General features: G+C 73.4%; 17 protein-coding genes. 12 read left to right on the top strand and 5 right to left on the bottom strand.

Going from position 1 to position 20524, the window contains the following annotated elements; all coding sequences use genetic code 11:
- Positions 1-94: 94 nt before the first annotated feature.
- Both OP18_RS56385 and OP18_RS54090 read left to right on the top strand, forming a co-directional pair.
- Positions 95-1246: an FG-GAP repeat domain-containing protein gene (locus tag OP18_RS56385; protein WP_081971724.1), complete on the top strand. Its 1152-nt coding sequence runs from the start codon at positions 95-97 to the stop codon at positions 1244-1246.
- A gap of 113 nt (positions 1247-1359) precedes the next feature.
- Positions 1360-3837 carry an FG-GAP repeat domain-containing protein gene (locus OP18_RS54090; protein ID WP_052388388.1) on the top strand — a complete coding sequence of 826 codons (2478 nt, stop codon included), beginning with the start codon at positions 1360-1362 and terminating at the stop codon, positions 3835-3837.
- 63 nt (positions 3838-3900) lie between these two features.
- Here the strand turns inward: OP18_RS54090 and OP18_RS46635 are convergent, their stop codons facing one another.
- Positions 3901-6441 (bottom strand): helix-turn-helix domain-containing protein, encoded by a 2541-nt coding sequence (locus OP18_RS46635; protein ID WP_052388387.1) that lies wholly within the window; start codon positions 6439-6441, stop codon positions 3901-3903.
- A 146-nt stretch (positions 6442-6587) separates the two neighbouring features.
- Between OP18_RS46635 and OP18_RS46630 the strand changes: the two genes are divergently transcribed.
- From OP18_RS46630 to OP18_RS46605, 6 genes are all read left to right on the top strand, one after another.
- On the top strand, positions 6588-6785 hold the full coding sequence (locus OP18_RS46630) for a hypothetical protein (protein ID WP_156090275.1): 198 nt from the start codon (positions 6588-6590) through the stop codon (positions 6783-6785).
- Positions 6786-7307: a MauE/DoxX family redox-associated membrane protein gene (locus OP18_RS46625; protein WP_033366592.1), complete on the top strand. Its 522-nt coding sequence runs from the start codon at positions 6786-6788 to the stop codon at positions 7305-7307.
- A 10-nt stretch (positions 7308-7317) separates the two neighbouring features.
- A complete protein-coding gene (locus tag OP18_RS46620) occupies positions 7318-7893 on the top strand; it encodes a TlpA family protein disulfide reductase (RefSeq protein ID WP_052388386.1) in 576 nt (191 codons plus the stop codon).
- A 3-nt stretch (positions 7894-7896) separates the two neighbouring features.
- Complete coding sequence (locus OP18_RS46615; RefSeq protein ID WP_052388385.1) at positions 7897-9714, top strand: ABC transporter ATP-binding protein; 1818 nt, start codon at positions 7897-7899, stop codon at positions 9712-9714.
- Positions 9711-10202, top strand: a complete 492-nt coding sequence (locus OP18_RS46610) for a S26 family signal peptidase (protein WP_052388384.1) — start codon at positions 9711-9713, stop codon at positions 10200-10202. Before OP18_RS46615 ends, OP18_RS46610 begins: the two co-directional genes overlap by 4 nt.
- Before the next feature lie 230 nt (positions 10203-10432).
- Positions 10433-11275, top strand: a complete 843-nt coding sequence (locus OP18_RS46605; RefSeq protein WP_033366588.1) for a lipase family protein — start codon at positions 10433-10435, stop codon at positions 11273-11275.
- On the opposite strand, the gene OP18_RS61530 is transcribed toward OP18_RS46605, so the two are convergent.
- The 3 genes from OP18_RS61530 to OP18_RS46595 all read right to left on the bottom strand — a co-directional run bounded on the left by OP18_RS61530 (position 11215) and on the right by OP18_RS46595 (position 15054).
- Positions 11215-11874 carry a GTP-binding protein gene (locus OP18_RS61530; RefSeq protein WP_052388400.1) on the bottom strand — a complete coding sequence of 220 codons (660 nt, stop codon included), beginning with the start codon at positions 11872-11874 and terminating at the stop codon, positions 11215-11217. The two genes, OP18_RS46605 and OP18_RS61530, sit on opposite strands and share 61 nt — an antisense overlap.
- Positions 11875-14647: 2773 nt before the next feature.
- Positions 14648-14815, bottom strand: a complete 168-nt coding sequence (locus OP18_RS58290) for a hypothetical protein (RefSeq protein WP_156090274.1) — start codon at positions 14813-14815, stop codon at positions 14648-14650.
- Positions 14812-15054, bottom strand: a complete 243-nt coding sequence (locus OP18_RS46595) for a hypothetical protein (protein WP_033366585.1) — start codon at positions 15052-15054, stop codon at positions 14812-14814. The genes OP18_RS58290 and OP18_RS46595 overlap by 4 nt, the downstream gene beginning before the upstream one ends.
- Positions 15055-15246: 192 nt before the next feature.
- On the opposite strand from OP18_RS46595, the gene OP18_RS46590 reads away from it, so the two are divergent.
- Entirely contained in the window at positions 15247-16350 is a 1104-nt protein-coding gene (locus OP18_RS46590) for an alkane 1-monooxygenase (protein WP_033366582.1), read from the top strand.
- A 125-nt stretch (positions 16351-16475) separates the two neighbouring features.
- Positions 16476-17126 carry a fasciclin domain-containing protein gene (locus OP18_RS46585; protein ID WP_033366577.1) on the top strand — a complete coding sequence of 217 codons (651 nt, stop codon included), beginning with the start codon at positions 16476-16478 and terminating at the stop codon, positions 17124-17126.
- Positions 17127-17253: 127 nt separating this feature from the next.
- On the opposite strand, the gene OP18_RS46580 is transcribed toward OP18_RS46585, so the two are convergent.
- The gene (locus OP18_RS46580; protein ID WP_162189923.1) at positions 17254-18720 is read right to left on the bottom strand and encodes an MFS transporter; all 1467 of its coding nucleotides are present in this window, start codon (positions 18718-18720) and stop codon (positions 17254-17256) included.
- Between the two features lie 224 nt (positions 18721-18944).
- Here OP18_RS46580 and OP18_RS46575 point away from each other — a divergent pair, with 224 nt between their 5' ends.
- Together OP18_RS46575 and OP18_RS46570 are read left to right on the top strand one after the other, a co-directional pair.
- Positions 18945-19268 (top strand): antibiotic biosynthesis monooxygenase, encoded by a 324-nt coding sequence (locus OP18_RS46575; protein ID WP_033366573.1) that lies wholly within the window; start codon positions 18945-18947, stop codon positions 19266-19268.
- Positions 19269-19353: 85 nt separating this feature from the next.
- Positions 19354-20331: an iron-containing alcohol dehydrogenase gene (locus tag OP18_RS46570; protein ID WP_052388383.1), complete on the top strand. Its 978-nt coding sequence runs from the start codon at positions 19354-19356 to the stop codon at positions 20329-20331.
- Positions 20332-20524: the final 193 nt, after the last annotated feature.

Raw genomic sequence — 20524 nt, 5'->3', positions numbered from 1 at the left:
CCACCTCGTCGGCCGCCCGGCGGGTCCGATACGGATTTCATACGCGTCGTCGCGATCCAGTTCGACGCCAGGACGGGCCCGCAGGCTCGCCGCCATGAGATTGCAGCTACTCGTGAGAACGGGCCTGGTGGCGTTGCTCGCCGCGGGCTCGGTGGCGGTGGCGGCCGATCCCGCCGCCGCCTGGAGCGTCGCACCGTGTGTCAGTGGCGGCCCCACCGCCGAGGACGGCGCGCTGGCGACCCGCCTGAACAGCACCCTGACCGGCAGCATGCGCGGCTACATGACCGCCTACCGGGTGTCCTGCGCCCGGGCGGTGGTCAGCGCGGTCGAGCACCGCGGCATGGCCGAGCGGGCCGCCGTCATCGCGATCACCACGACGATCGTGGAGACGACGATCCAGAACGTCTCGGAGACCGTCGACCACGACAGCCTGGGGCTGTTCCAGCAGCGGGCGTCCTGGGGGTCCGTGTCGCAGCGGCTCGACCCGGCCTGGGCGACCAACGCGTTCCTGGACAAGATGGTGCGCCTGTACCCGAACAACAGCTGGCTGAGCGCGCCGATCGGCGAGATCTGCCAGGCGGTGCAGGTCTCGGACTTCCCGGACAAGTACGCGCTGCGGGTCGGTGACGCCCGCACGATCGTCACCGCCCTGTGGGGCAGCGGCGTCGCGCGTGACTTCAACGGTGACGGTCACGCGGACCTGCTGGCCCGCAACGCCACCACGAAGGACGTCCACCTGTACCGCGGCGACGGCTCCGGCTTCGCCTCCGGCACCGGGGAGAACATCGGCAACAACTTCAGCGCCTTCGACGAGTTCATCAGCGTCGGTGACTTCAGCAACGACGGCAACGCCGACCTGATGGTGCGCAACGCCGCCACGAAGAACCTGCACCTCTACCGGGGCAACGGCAGCGGCGGCTTCGCCTCCGGCACCGGCGAGCAGATCGGCACGAACTTCAGCGCCTTCGACCGGTTCGTCGGCATCGGCGACTTCTCCGGCGACGGCAAGGCCGACCTGCTCGTGCGCAACGCGACCACGAAGAACCTGCACCTGTACCGCGGTGACGGCTCCGGCTTCGCGTCCGGCACCGGCGAGCAGGTCGGTACGATCGACCAAGAACCTGCACCTGTACCGCGGCAACGGCAGCGGCGGGTTCGTCTCCGGCACCGGCGAGCAGATCGGCACCAACTTCAGCGCCTTCGACATGCTCATCGGCGCGGGCGACCTGCACCTGTACCGCGGTGACGGCTCCGGCTTCGCCTCCGGCACCGGCGAGCAGATCGGCACCAACTTCAGCGCCTTCGACCGCATCGTCTGACGCGGCCCCCACCCTTCCCTCTGTCAAGGAGCGCACCAGCATGCGAACCAACCGTCTCGCCCGCAGGATCGCGGGTAGCCTGCTCGGCCTGGGTCTCGCCCTCGCCGGCGTGACCGTCCAGGCCGCACCGGCCGCCGCGGCGCCGGCGACCCCGCAGTTCGGCCCGTACATCGAGCCGCTCGCCGCCTATGACGGCCAGGACACCTGCGACCCGACCGCCAAGCCCGGTGTCACGGCGTTCAAGAACATGCTCAACGCCGAGTACGGCAGCCACACCTGGGGCATCGTGCGGGACTGCGGTACCGGCGGCACGAGCGAGCACAAGGAGGGCCGGGCGCTGGACTACCACTTCAACTATTACGACAGCGCCCAGCGGGCCGACGCCCAGGACCTCATCAACTGGCTGCTGGCCACCGACTCCCGCGGCAACCGGTACGCCAACGCCCGCCGGCTCGGCATCATGTACATGATCTGGAACAACCAGATGTGGAAGGCGTACGACACCCCCTCGATCTGGCACAGCTACAGCGGCGAGAGCCCGCACACCGACCACATCCACTTCAGCTTCAGCTGGGCCGGGGCGCGCAAGCAGACGACGTGGTGGACCCAGCGCATGATCAGCCGCGACTTCGACGGTGACGGCTACGCCGACCTGCTGGCCCGCAACGCGACGACCAAGGACGTCCACCTGTACCGCGGCGACGGCTCCGGCTTCGCCTCCGGCACCGGGGAGAACATCGGCAACAACTTCAGCGCCTTCGACCAGTTCATCAGCGTCGGGGACTTCTCCGGCGACGGCAACGCCGACCTGATGGTCCGCAACGCCAGCACCAAGAACCTGCACCTGTACCGCGGCAACGGCAGCGGCGGGTTCGCCTCCGGCACCGGCGAGCAGGTCGGCACCAACTTCAGCGCCTTCGACCAGTTCATCGGCATCGGCGACTTCTCCGGCGACGGCAAGGCCGACCTGCTGGTGCGCAACGCGACCACGAAGAACCTGCACCTGTACCGCGGTGACGGCTCCGGCTTCGCCTCCGGCACCGGCGAGCAGGTCGGTCGACCAAGAACCTGCACCTGTACCGCGGCAACGGCAGCGGCGGGTTCGTCTCCCTGCACCTGTACCGCGGTGACGGCTCCGGCTTCGCCTCCGGCACCGGCGAGCAGATCGGCACCAACTTCAGCGCCTTCGACCGCATCGTCTGACGCGGTCCCCCAGACGGCGGGCTGCCCGGCGTTTTCCCCCCGCCGGGCAGCCCGCCCCCTTTCGCCTCAGCTGGATGGAGACAACATGCGATCACTTGCCAGACGCACCGTGCTGCTGCTCGTGCTGGCCCTCGGGCTCGTCGGCCTCGACGCCGGGGTCGCGCACGCGGCGTCGGCCGGCACGGTGAGCCCCGCCACGGTGCACGGCTCCGAGTTCACGTTCACCTGCGACATCAACCCCGGCGGCGCCACGGTCTACGTCGCCGGGCGGTCCTGGAACGTCCCCGTGATCACCCCGACGGCCGTGGACACCACCCGTACGGCGATCTCGGGCACCGCCACGCAGCGGCTGACGTTCACCCGCGACGGCGCGCCCAACACCACGTACGGGTACCGGTGCGTGTGGTTCAGCTCGCCGACATCGACCACGTTGGCCGGCAAGACGACGAACTCCCTCGAGGTGACCACGGGCGCCGACACCGTCCTGGGCGCCAACGTCGACGGTTCGAGCCGGGTGGCCTGCACGCCGGGGACCGGCGGCTGCACCTGCGACGCGCAGAACGTGTGCACCAGGGCCGAGACCTTCGACGAGGCGCTGGCGCGGCAGGACGCGGCGTACGCGCCGGGCATGCTGCGGCTGTTCTACAGCGGCCTGCCGAGCACCAGTTGCGCGAACGACCGCAACGCGCAGACCCGTCCGGTGCTCATCTCGTGGAAGGCCGCGCCCGCCGACGTGTCCGCCGGGACGTACGACGCGACCCTGAACGCGTGGCTGTCGTGCTTCACCAAGCCGACCCGGGTCAGCTACTACCACGAACCCGAGGACAACTTCACCACCGCCGGCGCCCAGACCGCCTACCGCGCGGCGTGGGACGCGTTCATCGACCTGGTCCAGGCACACCCGAACCACGCGAACCTCATCCCGACGCTCATCCTGTCGGACTGGAGCCTGGCCGCCGGCTCGGGACGCGACTGGACCGGCTGGTACAACCCGCGCGTGTCGGAGCTGTGGTGGGACGTGTACGGGTTCAACGAGACGGACACCAACGCCACCAACGACCAGCTCATGGCCGCGCACCAGGCGCAGCGGCCGTCGCTGGCGGCCAGCCGCGGCGTCGGCAAGCCGTACGGTATCGGCGAGCTCGGCTACAACAAGGCGTCCAACCGCCCGGCGTTCCTCGCCGACGCGGCGGCATGGGCCCGGGCGAACGACATCGTCGGCATGCTGTACTTCGACTCCATCGGCACGCTGGGCGATCACCGGCTGCGGGACACGGCGAGCCAGGCCGCCTGGCGCACCGCGATCGCCGGCTGACACCCGGGGTGAGGCCGCCGCGCCGGGTCCGCTGACGGGCGTCAGCGGACCCGGCCGGCGGCCTCACCCCGCTGTCGCGTCCTCTCCGGGGCGAGCGAGCCGGTCGGCGAGTTCCGCGGCGGCCGGCATGCCGAGCTTCTCGTACAGCCGGTACGCGTCCATCAGCAGCTGCCGCGCGGAGGGGTCCGCCGCCCGCTCCGCCGCGCCGGCGAGCGCCACGAGGGTGCGCGCCTGCAGGGCGGGCACCTGCTCCTCGGTCCAGTACCGCAAGGTCCGCTCGAGCCGCTCGACGGCGTCGTCGGCGCCGCGGCGCACGCCGATCTCCCCCAGTGTCAGCTCGGTCAGCGCGAGCCCCCACGAGTTCCTCCGGTCACGGAACATCGTCGCGGCCGCGTCCAGCGCCTCCTCCGCCTCCGCCGCCCGGTCCGGCTCCTGGGCGAGTGACTCACCCAGCACCCGCAGGCTCTGCGCGGCACCGATCGGATCGCCGATCCGCGCGAACAGCTCGGCCGCCTCGCCGGCCGCCCGTTGTGCCTGCCGGGTGCGCCCGTCGGCGAGCAGCGCGCCGGCGAGGCCGCGGGCGCAGTACGCCTCGGTGAACGGGTCCCGGCACGACCTGGCGATGTCCCGTGCGGCCTGGATGGTCCGGACGGCCTCGCCGGTGGCGCCCTGCTGCCGCAGCACGAACCCGAGGCTGGTGAGCGCCATGGCCTTGGTCTGGCGCCGGCCCACCTGGTCGAGGTCCTCGACGGCGGCACGCAGCTCGGTCTCGGCCTCGGCGAGCCGGCCGGTCAGGCTGAGCACGAAGCCGATGTCCTTGCCGACCATCGCCGCCCCGGCACGGTCGCCGAGCGCCTCGGCCAGGGTCCGCGCGTCCCGCAGCGTCGACAGCGCCTCGTCCGGGTCGTTGAGCTCGACCAGGCAGGCGCCGAGCCCACGCAGCATCGCGGATTCGCGGCGGCGGTCACCGGTCCGGCGGCAGCAGTCCAGCGCCGCCCGCACGGCACGGTGCCAGTCGTCGTAGTAGCCGCGCAGCTCGTAGAAGTCGGCGCTGGTCCCGGCGATGCCGTGCGCGGCGGCGGCCAGTCCCGCCTCGGCACATCCGGACACGATCGCCGCCAGTGCCGCACGTTCGGCCTCGAACCACTCGACCGCCCGGCCGGCGGCGGCCCTGGCGGCCGGGTCGGGGACCACCGCCGGGTGGCTGCGGTCGTCGAGGTGGAACCGCTCGCAGCGCAACCGGTCCTGAGCGTGCCTGGCGAGGGCGAGCCAGCCCAGGGCCGCCCGCTCCAGCGCCGCCGACCACTGCTGAGGGTCGACCTCCAGGGCCCGGCGTTCCCGCGCGTACAGCCGGGTGATCTGGTGGAACCCGTAGCGTCGCTGCCCGGCCTGGTCGGGGCCGAGGTCGTCGAGCAGGCGGGCGTCGAGCAGCTCGTCGAGCGCGGCGGCGCCGGCGTCCGGTGCGGTGCCCAGCAGCGCGGCGACGGCCCATCCCGGAAACGTCGGCACGTCCAGCGCGCCGAGCAGCGCGAACGCCGTGGCCGCCGCCGGTGACAGCCCTTCGTAGGCCAGTTGCAGGCCGGGCCGGACGGCGAGGTCGCCGTGGCGCAGCTCGTCGAGCCGGTGCCGCTCGTCGGCGAGCCGTTCGCTGAGGGTCGTGACCGTCCAGTGCGGCCGGGCGGCCAGCCGTGCCGCCGCGATGCGTACCGCGAGCGGCAGCCCGCCGCAGATCGTGACGAGTTCGCAGGCGGCCGCCGGCTCCGACCGCACCCGTTGCGTGCCGGCGACCCGGCAGAGCAGGTCCACGCCGGCGGCGGTCGGCAGTGGCCGCAGGTCCACGGCGGTGACGCCGGACAGGCCGGTCAGCGGCAGGCGGCTGGTCACCAGCACGGCGGTGGAGTCGGTCGGCATGAACGGCTCGACCTGCCGGTGACCGTCGGCGTCGTCGAGGACGATCAGCACCCTGCGGTCCGCCAGCCAGCTGCGCAGCAGTCCGGCGCGGGCGCCGGCGCCGGCCGGCAGGGCGGAGCTGTCCGCGCCGAGCGCCCGCAGCAGCTGGGCCAGGACCTCCGCGGGGTCGACCGGCCGGCCGGTCGGGCCGCGCAGCGCCGCGTAGACCTGCCCGTCGGGGAACCGTGCGGCCAGCCGGTGACCGGCGTGCACCGCGAGCGCGGTCTTGCCCACGCCCGCCGGTCCGGAGACCGCGACGAGCCGCGCGTTGCGGGAGTCCGGGTCGAGGACCCGGCAGATCAGCGCGGTCTCGTCATGGCGGGCGACGAAGTCGGGCAGGTCGGCCGGGAGCTGTCGCGGCACGGCGGCGGTGGGCATCGTCAGCCGCAGCGGGTTGCTCGTGCGGGACCTGCCCGGCCGGTTCACCCAGAACAGCGCGCGGCCCGCCGCGGTGAACTCGTCGCGTGCCGTCGCGGTGAGCTCCAGCGCCGCCGCCAGCTGGTCGACGGTGCGTGGTCGTGGGCTTCGCCCGCGGCCGCGCTCCATCTCACCGACGGAGCGGGCGCTGATCCCGGCCCGCTCGGCGAGCTCCTCCTGGGTGAGCTGACAGTGGAGCCGATGCCGCCGCAGCAGCATCGCGAACTCGTCCGACAACGCTGTCGACCTCCCCGTGACGTACCGGACCATGATACGCAAACGTCCGGTAGAACGTCTGGTTCAAGATCCTGGTCGCTCATCTATGTACACGTTTTGATGGGTGCACGCGCCGCTACCGCGGCCGATCGCTACAGGAGGAACCGATGACCCGTACGATGAACGCCCTCGCGGACCGCTTGGTCGGCCTGGTCGCGCCGAAGGCCACCGCCCAGGCGACCACGGTCTGCCGGGAGAACACCTGCTACTGCAAGGGGATCTACCTCTACAAGCGGACCGTGTGCCTCTACGACGACGGCTCGGTCTACTACGGCCCCTGCAAGAACGTCGGGGCCGGCTGCTGAGTGGCCTACCTGGTCCCGGCATGTCAGGGCCTGCTCGCCGTGGTCTTGCTCGCCTCCTCGGCGAGCAAGCTGCGCAGCGGGCAGGCCCTGCGTGCCTTCGCCGCGACGCTCGCCGCGATGCGCCTGGTCCCCGGCGCCGCGGCCCGGCCCGTCGCGTCCGGGGTCGCCGCGGCCGAGGCGGTCACGGCGGTGGCGCTGGTGGCCCCGCCCTCGCGCAGCGCCGGGTTCGCGCTGGCGGCGGTGCTGCTCGCCGTGCTCACCGCCGGTGTCGCGGTGGTGCTGGCGCGTGGCACCGCGGTGCCGTGCCGGTGCTTCGGCGCCTCGACCGCCCCGCTGTCCCGCCGGCACCTCGTGCGCAACGTCGTGCTCGTCGCGGCGGCGCTGGCCGGGCTGCTGCTGCCGGCGGGCGGGCTGCCGCTGGCGGGCTCGGTCGTCGCGCTGCTCGCCGGCGCCGTGGCCGGCCTGCTGGTGACCGAGCTGGACCAGATCACGGCGCTGTTCGCGCCGCCTCACCACCCCTGAAGGAGATCCGATGGCGTACGTCTCTGCGGCCCTGGTCCTGGTCGGCCTGGTGGCCGCGGTCAACCTGCTGCTCACGTTCGGGATCGTCCGCCGGCTGCGCGAGCAGACCGCGGAGCTGGCGGCGCTGCGCGCCGGCGGTGGCGCGCCCGTCATGCCCGACAACGACGTGGCGTACCCGGCCGGCACACCACTCGACCAGTTCATCACCACCGACGTCGACGGGGTGGCGGTCAGCTCCACCACGCTCGGCTCCCGGCCGCTGGTCGGCTTCTTCTCCCCGCACTGCCTGCCGTGCAAGGAGCAGTTGCCCGCCTTCGTCGAGCACGCCCGGACCCGTCCCGGGGGACGCGACGGCGTCCTGGCGGTGGTCGTCGGCACGGCGGAGGAGACCGCGGAGGTGGTGCGGCAGTTGCGCGCGGTGGCCCGCGTGGTGACGGAGCCCGACCAGGGTCAGGTCCAGCGGGCGTTCGGGGTGACCGGCTTCCCCGGGTTCATTCTGGTCGAGGACGGTGTCGTCGCGGCGTCGAACTTCCTGCTCGGCGCCGTCGCCGAGCACGACACGGCGGCCCAGCCGGCCGCGGGCTGACCGGTGTCGCCGCGAGTGATCGGGCGGGCGCTGACCCTGGCGCGGCACGCCGCCGCCGCGCACATCGCCGGGTACCTGGCGTTGTCGGTGCTCGGCGGGCTCGCGCCGCTGGCCGTCGCCTGGCTGGGCAAGCTCGTCATCGACCGGCTGGCGGGGCCGGTACGGTGGCTGGACATGGTCGGGTTGACCGTCGCGCTCGCCGGTGCCGGCGTCGCCGCGGCGGTCGTGCCGCCCGCCGTGCGGTACGTGCGGGCCGAGTCCGACCGGCGGGTGAACCTCCTGGCTGTGGAGCACCTCTACGCGTCGGTGGACCGCTTCGTCGGGCTGCGGCGCTTCGAGGACCCCGCCTTCCTCGACCGGCTGCAGATCGCCCGCGCCAGCGGCGTGAACAGCCCGGGGATGGTCGTCGACGGTGGTCTCGGCGTGCTGCGGTCGCTGCTGACCGTCGTCGGGTTCGCCGGGGCCCTGCTGGTGCTGGGGCCGGGGGTGACCGCCGCGGTGCTGCTGTCCGCGGCGCCGGCGCTTGCCGCGGAGATCGCGCTGAGCCGGCGGCGGGCCGCCGTCGTCGCCGAGGTCGGGCAGGCCGAGCGGCGCGAGATGTTCTACTCGACGCTGCTGACCAGCCCGCAGGCGGCCAAGGAGCTGCGGCTCTTCGGCGCCGGTCCGTACCTGTGGCGGCGGATGCTCGCCGAGATCCGCACCATCGACGGCGCGCACCGCCGCATCGACCGCCGCGAGCTGGTCCTGCAGGGCGGGCTGGCCGTGCTCGGCGCCGCCGTGGCGGGTGCGCTGCTGTTGTGGACGGTGCGGGCGGCCGCGGCCGGGGCGTTGACCATCGGCGACGTGGCGCTGGTCGTCGCCGCGGTCGGTTCGGTGCAGGCGGCGCTGGCCGGGCTGGTCACCGAGATCGTCGCGGTGCACCAGGCCGCGCTGCTGTTCGAGCACTACGTGCGGGTCGTCGACGCCGGGCCCGACCTGCCGGTCCGCCGCACGCCGCTGCCGGTCGCGCCGCTGCGGCGCGGGGTCGAGTTCCGCGACGTGTGGTTCCGCTACGCCCCCGACCAGCCGTGGGTGCTGCGCGGCGTCGACCTCGTGCTGCCGGCCGACGGCTGCACCGCGGTGGTGGGGCTCAACGGCGCCGGCAAGACGACCCTGGTCAAGCTGTTGTGCCGGCTGTACGACCCGACCCGCGGCGCGGTGCTGTGGGACGGGGTGGACCTGCGCGACCTCGACCCGGCGCAGCTGCGGCGGCGGATCCGGGCCGTCTTCCAGGACGCCGTCCCGTACGACCTGACCGCCCGGGAGAACATCGCCATCGGCGACCTGACCGCGCTGGAGCACCCCGGCAGGATCGAGGCCGCCGCCCGGCGGGCCGGCGTGCACGACGTGCTCGACCGGCTGCCCAACGGCTACGACACCCTGCTCACCCGGCTGTTCTTCTCCGAGGACGACCGGGCGGACCCGAGCACCGGCGTGGTGCTGTCGGGAGGGCAGTGGCAGCGGCTGGCGATCGCGCGGGGGCTGCTGCTGGAGCAGCCGGACCTGCTCGTGCTGGACGAGCCGAGCTCGGCGCTGGACGCGGAGGCCGAGCACGAGGTGCACACCCGGTTGCGCGAACACCGGCAGGGCCGGGCCAGCCTGTTGATCTCGCACCGCCTGGGGGTGCTGCGCGAGGCGGACCTCATCGTCGTGCTCGCCGACGGGCGGATCGCCGAGCGCGGCACCCACGACGAACTGCTGGCGCGCGACGACGCGTACGCCCGCCTGTTCCACCTGCAGGCGTCCGGCTACCGTACGGCGCTGCCGGAGCAGGTCGCGTGAGCGCGGTCCTGGCCGCCGCCGGCGCGGTCTGCCTGCTCGCGGTCGCCGTCCTCGTGGTCCGCCGGCGGCTGATGGTCGTCACCGTCAAAGGGGCGAGCATGCTGCCGACGCTGCGCACCGGGGACCGGGTGCTGGTGCGCCGCACGGGCGCGGCGGCGGTCCGCACCGGCGACGTCGTCGTGGTCGACGAGCCACGTCCGTGCCGCCCGGGCGGCGTCCCCGCCGGCGGTCTGGTGGTCAAGCGGGTCGCCGCCGCACCGGGCGAGCCGGCGCCGCCGTTCCTGCCGCCGCACGAGCGGCCGCCCGCCGGCCGGGTGCCGGCCGGGCGGCTCGTCCTGCTCGGCGACAACACCGAAGCCAGCCGGGACTCCCGGCACTACGGCTCGGTCGGGACCGACCGGCTGCGCGGCGTCGTCGTGCGCCGGTTGGGCGGGCGCCAGCTGCCGCTCCCGGGCCACACCGCGGACGGGCCCCGGTACGACGTGTAGGTCGGGTGGCACTCGCCCTGGTGCCACCACTGGTCGGTGTCGGTGGCGCGGTCCCAGATGCCGGCGACCCCGTTGGCGATGCCGACGCACCGGCCGGAGTGGTCGTTCTTCAGATTGCCCGGGGCGGTGGCCGACGTTGAGCCGGGATACTCAGACGGGACCGGGTAGGCGTACCGATCCGCGGTGGGGTGCGGGCACGGACCCTTGTGGCATGGCATGGGACGGCATTCATGGGTGACGGGCGGGCGGCGATCGTCGGCGTGCACGGGATCGGCAACCACGACGACGAGCGGACCGGCGACGATGCCGCCGAGGCGCTGAGCAAGACGTGGACGGAGGCGTTGTCGTGCGGGCTCGGCCCGGACCGGCAGCCGGCCGTCCGGGTGGCGTACTACGCGGAGCGGCTGCGCGGGGAGATCGCGCAGGGGTCCTCGACGGTGGAGGCGGCACCCGGCGCCGCCGTGGTGCTGGAGCAGTGGGCGCGGGCGCTGGGCATGCCGGCCGAGCAGAGCCAGGGACGCTCGACGCTGCCCGCGCGGTACGTGCTGGACTGGATCGCCCGCAGGTTCGGGTTGGACCACCGGATGGTCGCCTGGTTCGTGACGCGGTACTGCGCGGAGGTCGCCAGGTATTTCGGCGACGACGAGGTCCGGGCGGCGGTGCGCGACGAGGTACGGCGGGTGATCGCGCAGCACCGGCCGGCGGTGGTGATCGCGCACTCGCTCGGCTCGGTCGTCGCGTACGAGGCCCTCGCGGCCGGTGGCCTGCCGCCGGTCGAGCTGCTGGTGACGCTGGGGTCGCCGCTCGGCATGCCGGACGTGGTGTTCGACCGGCTCGACCCGTCACCTGCCGCGGGCTTCGGGGCCCGGCCGGCCGGCGTCCGCCGCTGGGTCAACATCGCCGACCACGGGGACCTCGTGGCGGTGCCGCGGCTGTTGGCGCGGCGCTTCCACGGCGTCGACGCGGACCTCGAGGCGTCGATCAACGCCTTCGACTTCCACCGCGTGGTCCGCTACCTGGCGTGTCCTGTCACCGCGCGGACCGTGGCGCCGTGGGTCGGGGCGGCCCGCTGATCGGAGGCCGGCCGCAGTACGTGCTCGAGCAGGCAGGTCAACACGTCCAGCACCGAGGCCCGGTAGCGCGCGTCGCACGCGACGACCGGGGTCCCGGGTGGCAGGTCCAGCGCCGCCCGGACCTCGTCGACGGTATGGTGCTCGACGCCGTCGAAACAGTTGATGGCGACGACGAACGGCACACCGACGCGCTCGAGATAGTCGACGGTCGGGAAGGCGTCCTCGATGCGTCGCGTGTCGACGAGGGCCACGGCGCCGGCACTGCCGCGGACGAGGTCGTCCCACATCGGCCATTTGCGCGGTTGGCCGCCCGCGCCGAAGACGTACACGGTGACGTCCTCGGCCAGCGTGATCCGGCCGTGGTCCAGCACGGCCGTCGTGGTCGTCTTGTGCGGCAGGAGGCTGATGTCGTCGACACCGACGCTCATCACCGTCATCATCGCCTCGGTGACCACCGGCGTGACCTCGGAGACGGCGCCCACGGCGGTGGTCTTGCCGGCCCCGAAGCCGCCGCCGAGGAAGACCTTCACCGCGACGGCGCGGCGGGCGGCCGGCGGTGCGAGTGCCTGCTCGAAGAAGACCACGCCGGCACCGGTCATGACCGCCAGGTGCCCGGCGGCGCTGGCGGTGACGCCGACGATCGGCGCGTCGAGCGGGAACCGCAGCAGCTCCTGCCCGTCCGGGCCGTCCTCCCGCACGACGAGTTGCTCGGCGTCACCGGCGGCGGCACCGGCGAGCAGTGGGCGCTCCCGCAGCACGAACCGGGCGGCGCCGCCGTCCCGCTTCGACGGCTGGGCGCGCAAGATGTCCGTCCCCGGCCGGCTCCGGCCTGACCAGTCGCGCACCTCGACGCGGCCGTCGCGGTGACCCAGCACGCACATCCTGAGTTCCTCGATGTGCCGGACGGTCGTGGCTGCGGCGCTGCGCCAGATCGGCTGCCAGGCCAGGGGCGGCCGGCCCGGCGGGCGGCACAGCGAGCGCGCCGCGTCCGGTCGGTCGTTGCCGGCCGCCTCCAGCGCGAGCAACTGGCGGCGGCGGTCCGGCCGGGCGGCGGCCGACGTCCAGCGGTCGCGGCTCAGCCAGGTGACGGGGACGCCGGTGCAGTCGTCGGGGTCGGCGTGGACCAGGAACTCCAGGTCGTCGTGCAGCGCGGGCGAGGACGCCAGCGCCGCGGCATGCCGCAGCAGGTACGGCTCGGCGGTGTCCCACCGTCGCCCGCCGGGCGCCATGCCCAACGGGTTGAGCATCGCCCGGAGCATCCGCGTGGCACCGGCTTCGGGGGGCTCGGCGGACCCGGCGGCCACCGGGTGCCGCTGGAGATGATCCGCGAGGCCCTGGTGGAACAGGCGGAACAGCGGCGTGCCGTCGGTGTCCGCGGACCGCCGCAGGTAGAAGCTGCCCTCGTCCAGCGCCGCGGCGACCACCGGCCAGTCCAGCGGACTGTCGGTGCCGCTGAACGCCGCCGTCGCCTGGCGCAGGGTCAGCGCGGGCATCCCGTCGCCGTGGGCGTAGGAGAGGGCCGCCAGCACGGCGCGCAGCTGCGGGGCGCCGGGCCGGCCGGCAAGGTCCAGCTCGAAGACGTCCGGCAGCGCATGCGGCACGGCTTCACCGATGCGGGCCGCCTCGGCCTGGTCGTCGACCGGTGCGGGCGAGGCGAGGAAATGGTTGGCGTACAGTCCGGCGATCAGGAACTCGCCCCACCGGTCCGGGTTCGCCCGGTGCGCCTCGCCGGTCAGGCGCCCCGCGACGGCGCGCGCGAAGCGCTGCCGGGCCGCGACGTACCGCTCGTCGTCGTACGGCTCGTGCCTGCGCAGCAGGTCGCTGACGTAGTCCTCGAGGTCGCGGCGCAGGCGGGTGGTGTCGACGTCGTCGAGGTCGACCGTGGCGGCCAGCTCGGTCAGGGGCGCGAACTCGGGCCACTTGCGCATCCCGACCAGCAGCCTGCAGACGGGGCGGCCGTCCGCCCGGTCCGCGGTGGCGAGGGGCAGCACGAGACCGTTGAGGAGTTCCTCGTGGCCGACCGCCTCGTCCAGGGCGTCGATGACCACGACGGGCGGATCCTCGGCCTCCCGCAGCGCCGCCAGCAGCTCCCGGGCGGTCCGCAGGTCGTGGCCGGGACCGCGGTGGCCGAGCTGGCGGGCGACCGAGGCGACGACCTCCGGCAGGGACCGCTGCCGGGCGTGCACCGCGGCCAGCCGGGGGTGCGCCTGCGGCATCCCGTCCGCGCGGCTCCAGACGTGCCGCGTGGCCTGTCGCAGTGCCGGATGTGCGGCGCACACCAGCATGCCGATGATCGCCGACTTCCCGGCTCCGGCGCTTCCGGTCACCACCCGGACCCGCGCGGTGTCATGCCCGGCGAACCACTCGGTGAGCGTGACGAGTTCGGTCGTACGGCCGCGGAAACACCCGGCGTCGTCCGCCGCCGGGCCACCGAGGCCGCTGGCCGCGCGGATGAAGTGCCGCGGATCCATGCCCTCGTCGACGTCGACCTGGGCGGCGCCCGCGCCGCGCACCGGCTGCGGCACCGCACCGGCGGGGCGATGATGCGGGTTGGGGAAGAACGGTAGCGACGGTGGATCCTGGGCCAGGTCGAGCAGGCTGCCGTGCACCAGCTGCTCCTGTTTGACGCCGGCGTCGACGAGGCACCGCAGCTCGCGGCTGATCTCGGGGGCCACGGTGTTGAGCTGGACATGATCGGATTGCGTGCCCGCGACGGCCTCGCTGGTGGCGAATCTGTGCAGCACGTTCACGACGGCCTGGGTGAAGCGGCCGTCGAAGGCGAGGTCCGACTCCCCGCACGCGGCGAGACCCCAGGCGCGTCCGCGGGTCGGGCGGCGGGTCAGCTGCCAGTGCTGCCGTACGGCGCTCCCGGCATAGCAGCAGTCGATCAGGAACAGCGTCGAGGGCAGGGCATGGTTCTCGGTGAACACCCGCAGCCAGTCGTTGACGTCGTTGTTGTCCCGGTCGACCTGGCCGGCGGCGTCGATCACCACGAGCCGGCCCTCCTCGGTGGGCTCGCCGTGGCTGAGCACGTGGACGATCAGCAGGTCGTCGCGGCCGAGTCCGCTGGCGGCGTCGAGGACCGCCTGGCGCATCGCCGGTCCGACCATCGTGCCGGCCGCCGGGATCCGGCAGTCGTAGCCGAACCGCCGCAGCGCCTCCGCCAGGTCGTCGACCCGCTGCGCCGCGAACGGCAGCGGGTCCCAGGGCGGCGTGGCGTCGCCGAACCGCGGAATGCCGATGAGCACCGCACGCCGGATCAGCACCACGCCCGCCCTCCCGCTCACCGCCGCCCCGCGGACACCCTACCGGGCGCCGGTGCCACGGCGCGTGGTGCTGGGCGCGACACGGCGTCAGCACGCCACGGGTGGCTCAGCCGTTGCAGTGCGCGCCGTTGGTGTAGTGGTCGGTGTAGTGGGTCATCTCGGGATGCGGGGCGTGGATGGCGTCGACGCGGTCGTAGTCGCCGTCGTGGTCGACGTCGGTGCAGAGCCGGTCGAGGTAGCCGCCGCCGTCGCCGTCGACCGCGGGGACGCTCAACGCCACAGCACGCTCACGGTCATCCCGAGCCCCGCGACGGCCGCCAGGATGCCGATCAGCCGCGCGGTGCGGACCGCGTCGCGCTCCCGGTCGGCGGACGCCGGCCGGAACCGGCTCACCGAGGCGGCCAGGTCCGGGGGTACCGTGACGCACCTCGTGACGATCCCGCCGGCGTTCGTGGCGAGGGCGACGCCCACCACGACGAACACCAGTCCGAACCCGAACAGTTCCCACTGCATGGCGCGGCAGCGTACGGCGCAAGACGCACAACGCCGTTACGACACCGTGTCGCCGCGGACAACCAGCGACGCGACCGAGGATCTGGACGAAGACGGTGGCGAGCGGGGTGTCGTCATCGATCGAAGGTAGACACTAACCACCACAGTGTCGAGACTCTTGACAACTACACCTTCTTTGTAAACCCTCGATGCATGGATACCCGTCAGCTCGCCTGGCGAGACACCCGCCGCCCCTTGTGGCCGCTTGCCCTGGTCGTGCCGCTCCTGCCGTTCGCCGCCCTCGCCCTGGCGGCCGGCGCCGGCAGCGGCTGGGCGTGGTGGCTGACCCCGGCCGTGGTGTTCGTCGGCATCCCCGCGATCGACCTGCTCGTCGGCGACGACCGGCTCAACCCGCCGGAGGAGCTCGTGCCGGTGCTGCAGGCATCGCCGTACTACCGCTGGATCACCTACCTGTACCTGCCGGCGCAGTACGCCGCGCTGGTGGCCGGCTGCTGGATCTGGAGCCGCGGTGTCGACGTCGTCGCCGCGGTGGGGCTGGTGCTCACGATCGGCATCGTCAACGGCATCGCGATCAACACCGCGCACGAGCTGGGTCACAAGCGCGAGACGGTGGAGCGCTGGCTGTCGAAGATCGCGCTGGCGCCGTCGGCGTACGGCCACTTCTTCGTCGAGCACAACCGGGGCCACCACGTCCGTGTGGCCACCCCGGAGGACCCGGCGAGCGCCCGGCTCGGGGAGAGCTTCTGGCGCTTCTGGCCGCGCACGGTCCTGGGCAGCCTGCGTTCGGCCTGGCGACTGGAGTCCTCCCGCCTGCGCCTGCGCGGCCAGCACCCGTGGACGCCCCGCAACGGGGTGCTCAACGCCTGGGGCATGACCGTGGCACTGACGGCGGTCCTGGTCGTCGCGTTCGGTCCTGCCGTACTGCCGTTCGTCGCGGCCCAGGCGGTCGTCGGCTTCACCCTGCTGGAAGTCGTCAACTACCTGGAGCACTACGGCCTTCGCCGGCAGCGCACCGCCGCGGGCCGGTACGAGCGCGTCGACCCGCGGCACAGCTGGAACAGCGACCGGCTCGTCACGAACGTGTTCCTCTTCCAGCTGCAGCGGCACAGCGACCACCACGCCAACCCGTTGCGCCGGTACCAGGTGCTGCGGACCTTCGACGTCTCGCCGCAGCTGCCCGCCGGCTACGCGACCATGGTCGTGGTGGCCCTCGTCCCACCCTTGTGGCGGCGCGTCATGGACCGCCGGGTCCTCGCCCACTACGGCGGCGACATCACCCTGGCCAACACCGGCTGACCACCCGCCCGGACGAGCCACGTGCCCGCGTCGCCGGCCGCTGCATCCAAGCGGGGCCGCACCGGCGAAGTACAAGACGTGACGGCCGTCATCGACATCCGCTCGTTCGAGGAAAGGTCTCGCCGATGCACCCCGCACGACTCGCCCGCCGGGCCGCGGTCGGCACGGCGGTCACCGCGCTCGCGGTCACTGCCGTCGCCACGCCCGCCGCAGCCAGCACGTCCACGACACCGTCCGGCACGCGTTCCCTCGCCGCGGTCCTCACCGCCGATACGAGCGGCCTGGACCGCAACGGCGCCGACTACGACATCCTCACCAAGGCGGTGCTGACCGTCCTGCAGGCCAAACCGCAGTCACCGGTGAAGGTGCTCACCGACGGGTCGGTGGCGCTCACCGCGTTCGTGCCCAACGACCGGGCGTTCGAACGTCTCGCCCAGGACGTCACCCACGCCCGCCGGCTACCGTCGGAGCAGCAGGCGTTCACCACCGTCGCCGGCCTCGGCGTCGACACCGTCGAGGCCGTGCTGCTGTACCACGTCGTGCCCGGCGCCACCATCGACGCCCGCACCGCCCTGCGTTCCGACGGCGCGGCCCTGACCACCGCGCTCGGCCCGTCCATCACGGTCGACGTCGAAGGCCGGTCCTGCCGCATCCGCCTGGTCGACGCCGACACCAGCGACCGCGACCCCCGCGTCGTGCGCTTCGACATCAACAAGGGCAACCGGCAGATCGCCCACGGCATCGACCGCGTGCTGCGGCCGAGCGACCTGCCGTAACCGTCCCGCCGACCCGCCCGGGCGGCACGGTCCCGCCGTGCCGCCCGGGCCGCCGACCGCACCACACCGCGGACGCTGCGCCAGGCCCTGGCCGGCGGCGCGGAGGCGCTGCTCTCCCACGCGTGAGTCAGGTGCCGGCCTCCGCTGCCGTGCCGGCGGGTCGGCCGGGCACGGGGCGGCTCCGGTACAACCGCAGGAGCAGGACGACGGCCATCACCAGCAGACCGAAGCCGCCGACCGCGCGGAAGCCCTCGACAAAGGCATCCTGGACGTGGTGCAGGAGGACCGGATCGTGGCGGTCGTTCGCCAGCCGGAAGCCGTCGACCCACGAGCTGTCGGCGTGGCCGGTGTGCACCGCCAGCCGCCGGCGGTAGACGACGGTGCCTATGCTGCCGAGCACGACGAGTCCGGTCGCGATGCCGATCTCATTCGCGGTCTGGGCGAACGACGCGGCCGACCCGGCCCGTTCCTGGGGCGCGTGGGACATGACGTCGTTCATCAGGAACGGGAAAGCCGCCCCGATGCCCCCGGTGGACAGCACGCTGCCGCAGATCACCGCGGCGATGCCGGACGGCCCCGGCGGGATCACGGCGTACGCCACGAAGCCCGCGGCCATCACCAGCAGGCTGCCCAGGATGACCCGGGAGGGCCGGACCCGGCGGCCCAGCCACGGGCCGACGTTCGCCGCCGCGATCATCGCGAGCATCGACGGCAGCAGGCACAGCGCCGCGCGCAGCGGCGAGAGCCCCCGCGCGGACTGCAGGTAGAAGGCGGAGAAGATCGAGGTCCCGCCCATCACCAGGGCGGTCAGGAACAGCACCCACATCACCCGGGCAACGCCCGGCCGGCGCAGCAGCGACAGGTCGACCAGCGGGTCTTCGAGGGTGAGCTGACGCCGCACGAACAGGACGCCCAGCCCGACGCCGGCGGTGCCCGCGCCGAGCGCCGCCAACGACCAGCCGTCGTTCACCAGCATCTTGAGGGCGGCGACGACCAGAAGGATCGACGCCAGGCACAGCACGGCGCTGCGCAGATCGATCCGGCCGGCGGTGGGCGTGCGGTACTCCGGCAGCAGTCGCGGCGCGGCGAGCAGCGTCAGCAGCATCACCGGGACGCCGAGCAGGAACACCGAACCCCACCAATAGTGTTCGATCATCAGCCCGCCGATCAGTGGCGCGACGGCCATCCCGGTCAGGAAACAGGTCATGTATGCACCCACGGCGGACACGCTGCGCTTGGGATCGGGGAACAGCTGACCGATCAACGCCAGCGAGGCCGGCATGATCGCGGCGCCGGCAACGCCCATGACGGCCCTGGTCACGATGATCATCCAGGGGGCGGTGGAGAAGGCCGCGACGGCGGATGCGATCGCGAAGACCGCGGCGCAGATGGTGATCAGGCGCCGGCGGCCGATACGGTCGCCGACCGCCCCCATCGTGATCATGGTGCCGCCGACCATGAACCCGTAGATGTCGTTCATCCACAGCAGCTGCGCCGGCGACGGGTGCAGCTCAGCGGCCATTCTGGGCAGGGCGACGCTCAAGACGCTGATGTCGATCGCGATCAGCAGCGACGGCAGGGACAGCAGCGCCAACGCCAGGCGCGGATCGGGCCTGCGGCGAGGCCGCCTACCGGCCGCGGGCGGACGGGTGCCGCGCGGTGACCGCCGCCGGCTGGACGTGACCTGGTGCATGGGGAGTCCTCGTTTCTTGTGAACCTGTCACCGGGTGGTCGGAGCCGACCGGCCGCCCTCGACATGGCCGGCAGCATTCTGGGAGACGCCGCGTCCGCCGGCGGGGTCGTGTAGGACGATGAGGCATGCTTGTTGTTCAAGTGGACGTCCAGGTGCGGCCGGAGCTGGTCGCCGAGTTCCTCGAAGCCACCCTTGCCAACGCGCGCGCCTCGGTGCGGGAGCCGGGGGTCGTGCGTTTCGACGTGGTGCAGGACCTTGCCGACCCGGCGCACGTCGTGCTGGTGGAGGTCTACCGCGACGCGGACGCGCCGGCCGCGCACAAGGCGACCACCCACTACGCCACCTGGCGCGACACCGTCGAGGCGATGATGGCCCGGCCCCGGACCTCGGTGCGCTTCACGCCGGTCTTCCCCGCCGGTGTCGACGGCTGGGCCAGCGTGGCGGCATGAGCGGCCCGCAGCGCAGCGGAGGGCTGCGAATCAGCAGCTCAGGGTGGAGCTCAGGCCGGCGCCGCAGCGCAGCGGAGGTGACGGCATGAGCGACCGGCTGCCGCCACCGGCCCACGTCCATCCGGTGCGCGGTGAGCCGACGGTCGACGACGCCCGCGACGCCGTCGCGGCCGCCCGGGCGCACGGCGCCGACGTGGTGGTGGCCGTCGGCGGCGGGAGCGTGCTCGACCTCGGCAAGGCGGTGGCCGCCCTGCTCGGCAACGGCACCGACCCGCTCGACCACCTGGAGATCGTCGGGCGCGGCGCTCCGTTCACCCGGCCGAGTGTGCCGTTCGTGGCGGTACCGACGACTGCGGGCACCGGCTCGGAGGTCACCGCCAACGCGGTCCTCGCCGCGCCCGAGGCCGGCCTGAAGGCGAGCCTGCGCGGGGCGGGGCTGCTGCCGCGGGTGGCGCTGGTGGACCCGCTGCTGACGCTGGGCTGCCCGCCCGCGGTCACCGCGGCCAGCGGGCTCGACGCGCTCACCCAGTGCCTGGAGCCGTTCGTGTCGGCGCTGGCCAACCCGGTCACCGACGGCCTCAGCCGGGAAGGGCTGCGCCGGGCCGGTCGGGCGCTGCGCCGGGCGTACACCGACGGCTCGGACGTCGAGGCGCGCACCGACATGGCGTTGTGCAGCCTGCTGGGCGGGATGTCGCTGGCGAACGCGAAGCTCGGCGCGGTGCACGGCTTCGCCGGCGTCATCGGCGGCATGATCGACATTCCGCACGGCGCCGCGTGTGCCGCCCTCCTCGCGCCGGTCGTCGAGGCCAACGTACGGGCGCTGCGCTCGCGTGACGCGGCCGATCCGGCGCTGGACCGGTTCGCCGAGGCGGCGCGGCTGCTGACCGGCCGGCCCGACGCCACGGTGGAGGCGGGCGTGGCCTGGCTCCGCGAGACGGTCTCGCTGCTCGGCGTGCCCGGGCTCGACGCGTACGGTCTGCCGGCACAGCGGTCCGACGAGATCGTGGCGAAGGCGGCCGGGGCCAGCAGCATGAAGGGCAACCCGCTAAGCCGTGTTTGGTAAGTGGTTGTGGATTGCTGGCCGCTTGTCGGTGTGGCGGTGGTCGTGAATTGGTGAGGTCTCCGGTAGTTGGTGGTTCGACCAAGAAGCACCAAGCCCGGAGACCTCGTGGACACCATAGCGGTGACGAGGCGGCATGACCTGACCGACGCGCAGTGGGCGGCGCTGGCCGCGGTGTTGCCTGCGGTGTCGGTGC

Origin of the sequence: Dactylosporangium aurantiacum (assembly GCF_000716715.1) — a bacterium.
Lineage (GTDB): Bacteria > Actinomycetota > Actinomycetes > Mycobacteriales > Micromonosporaceae > Dactylosporangium > Dactylosporangium aurantiacum.
The sequence above is the reverse complement of the archived record's forward strand: the minus strand, read 5'-3'. Positions and strand labels throughout refer to the sequence as shown.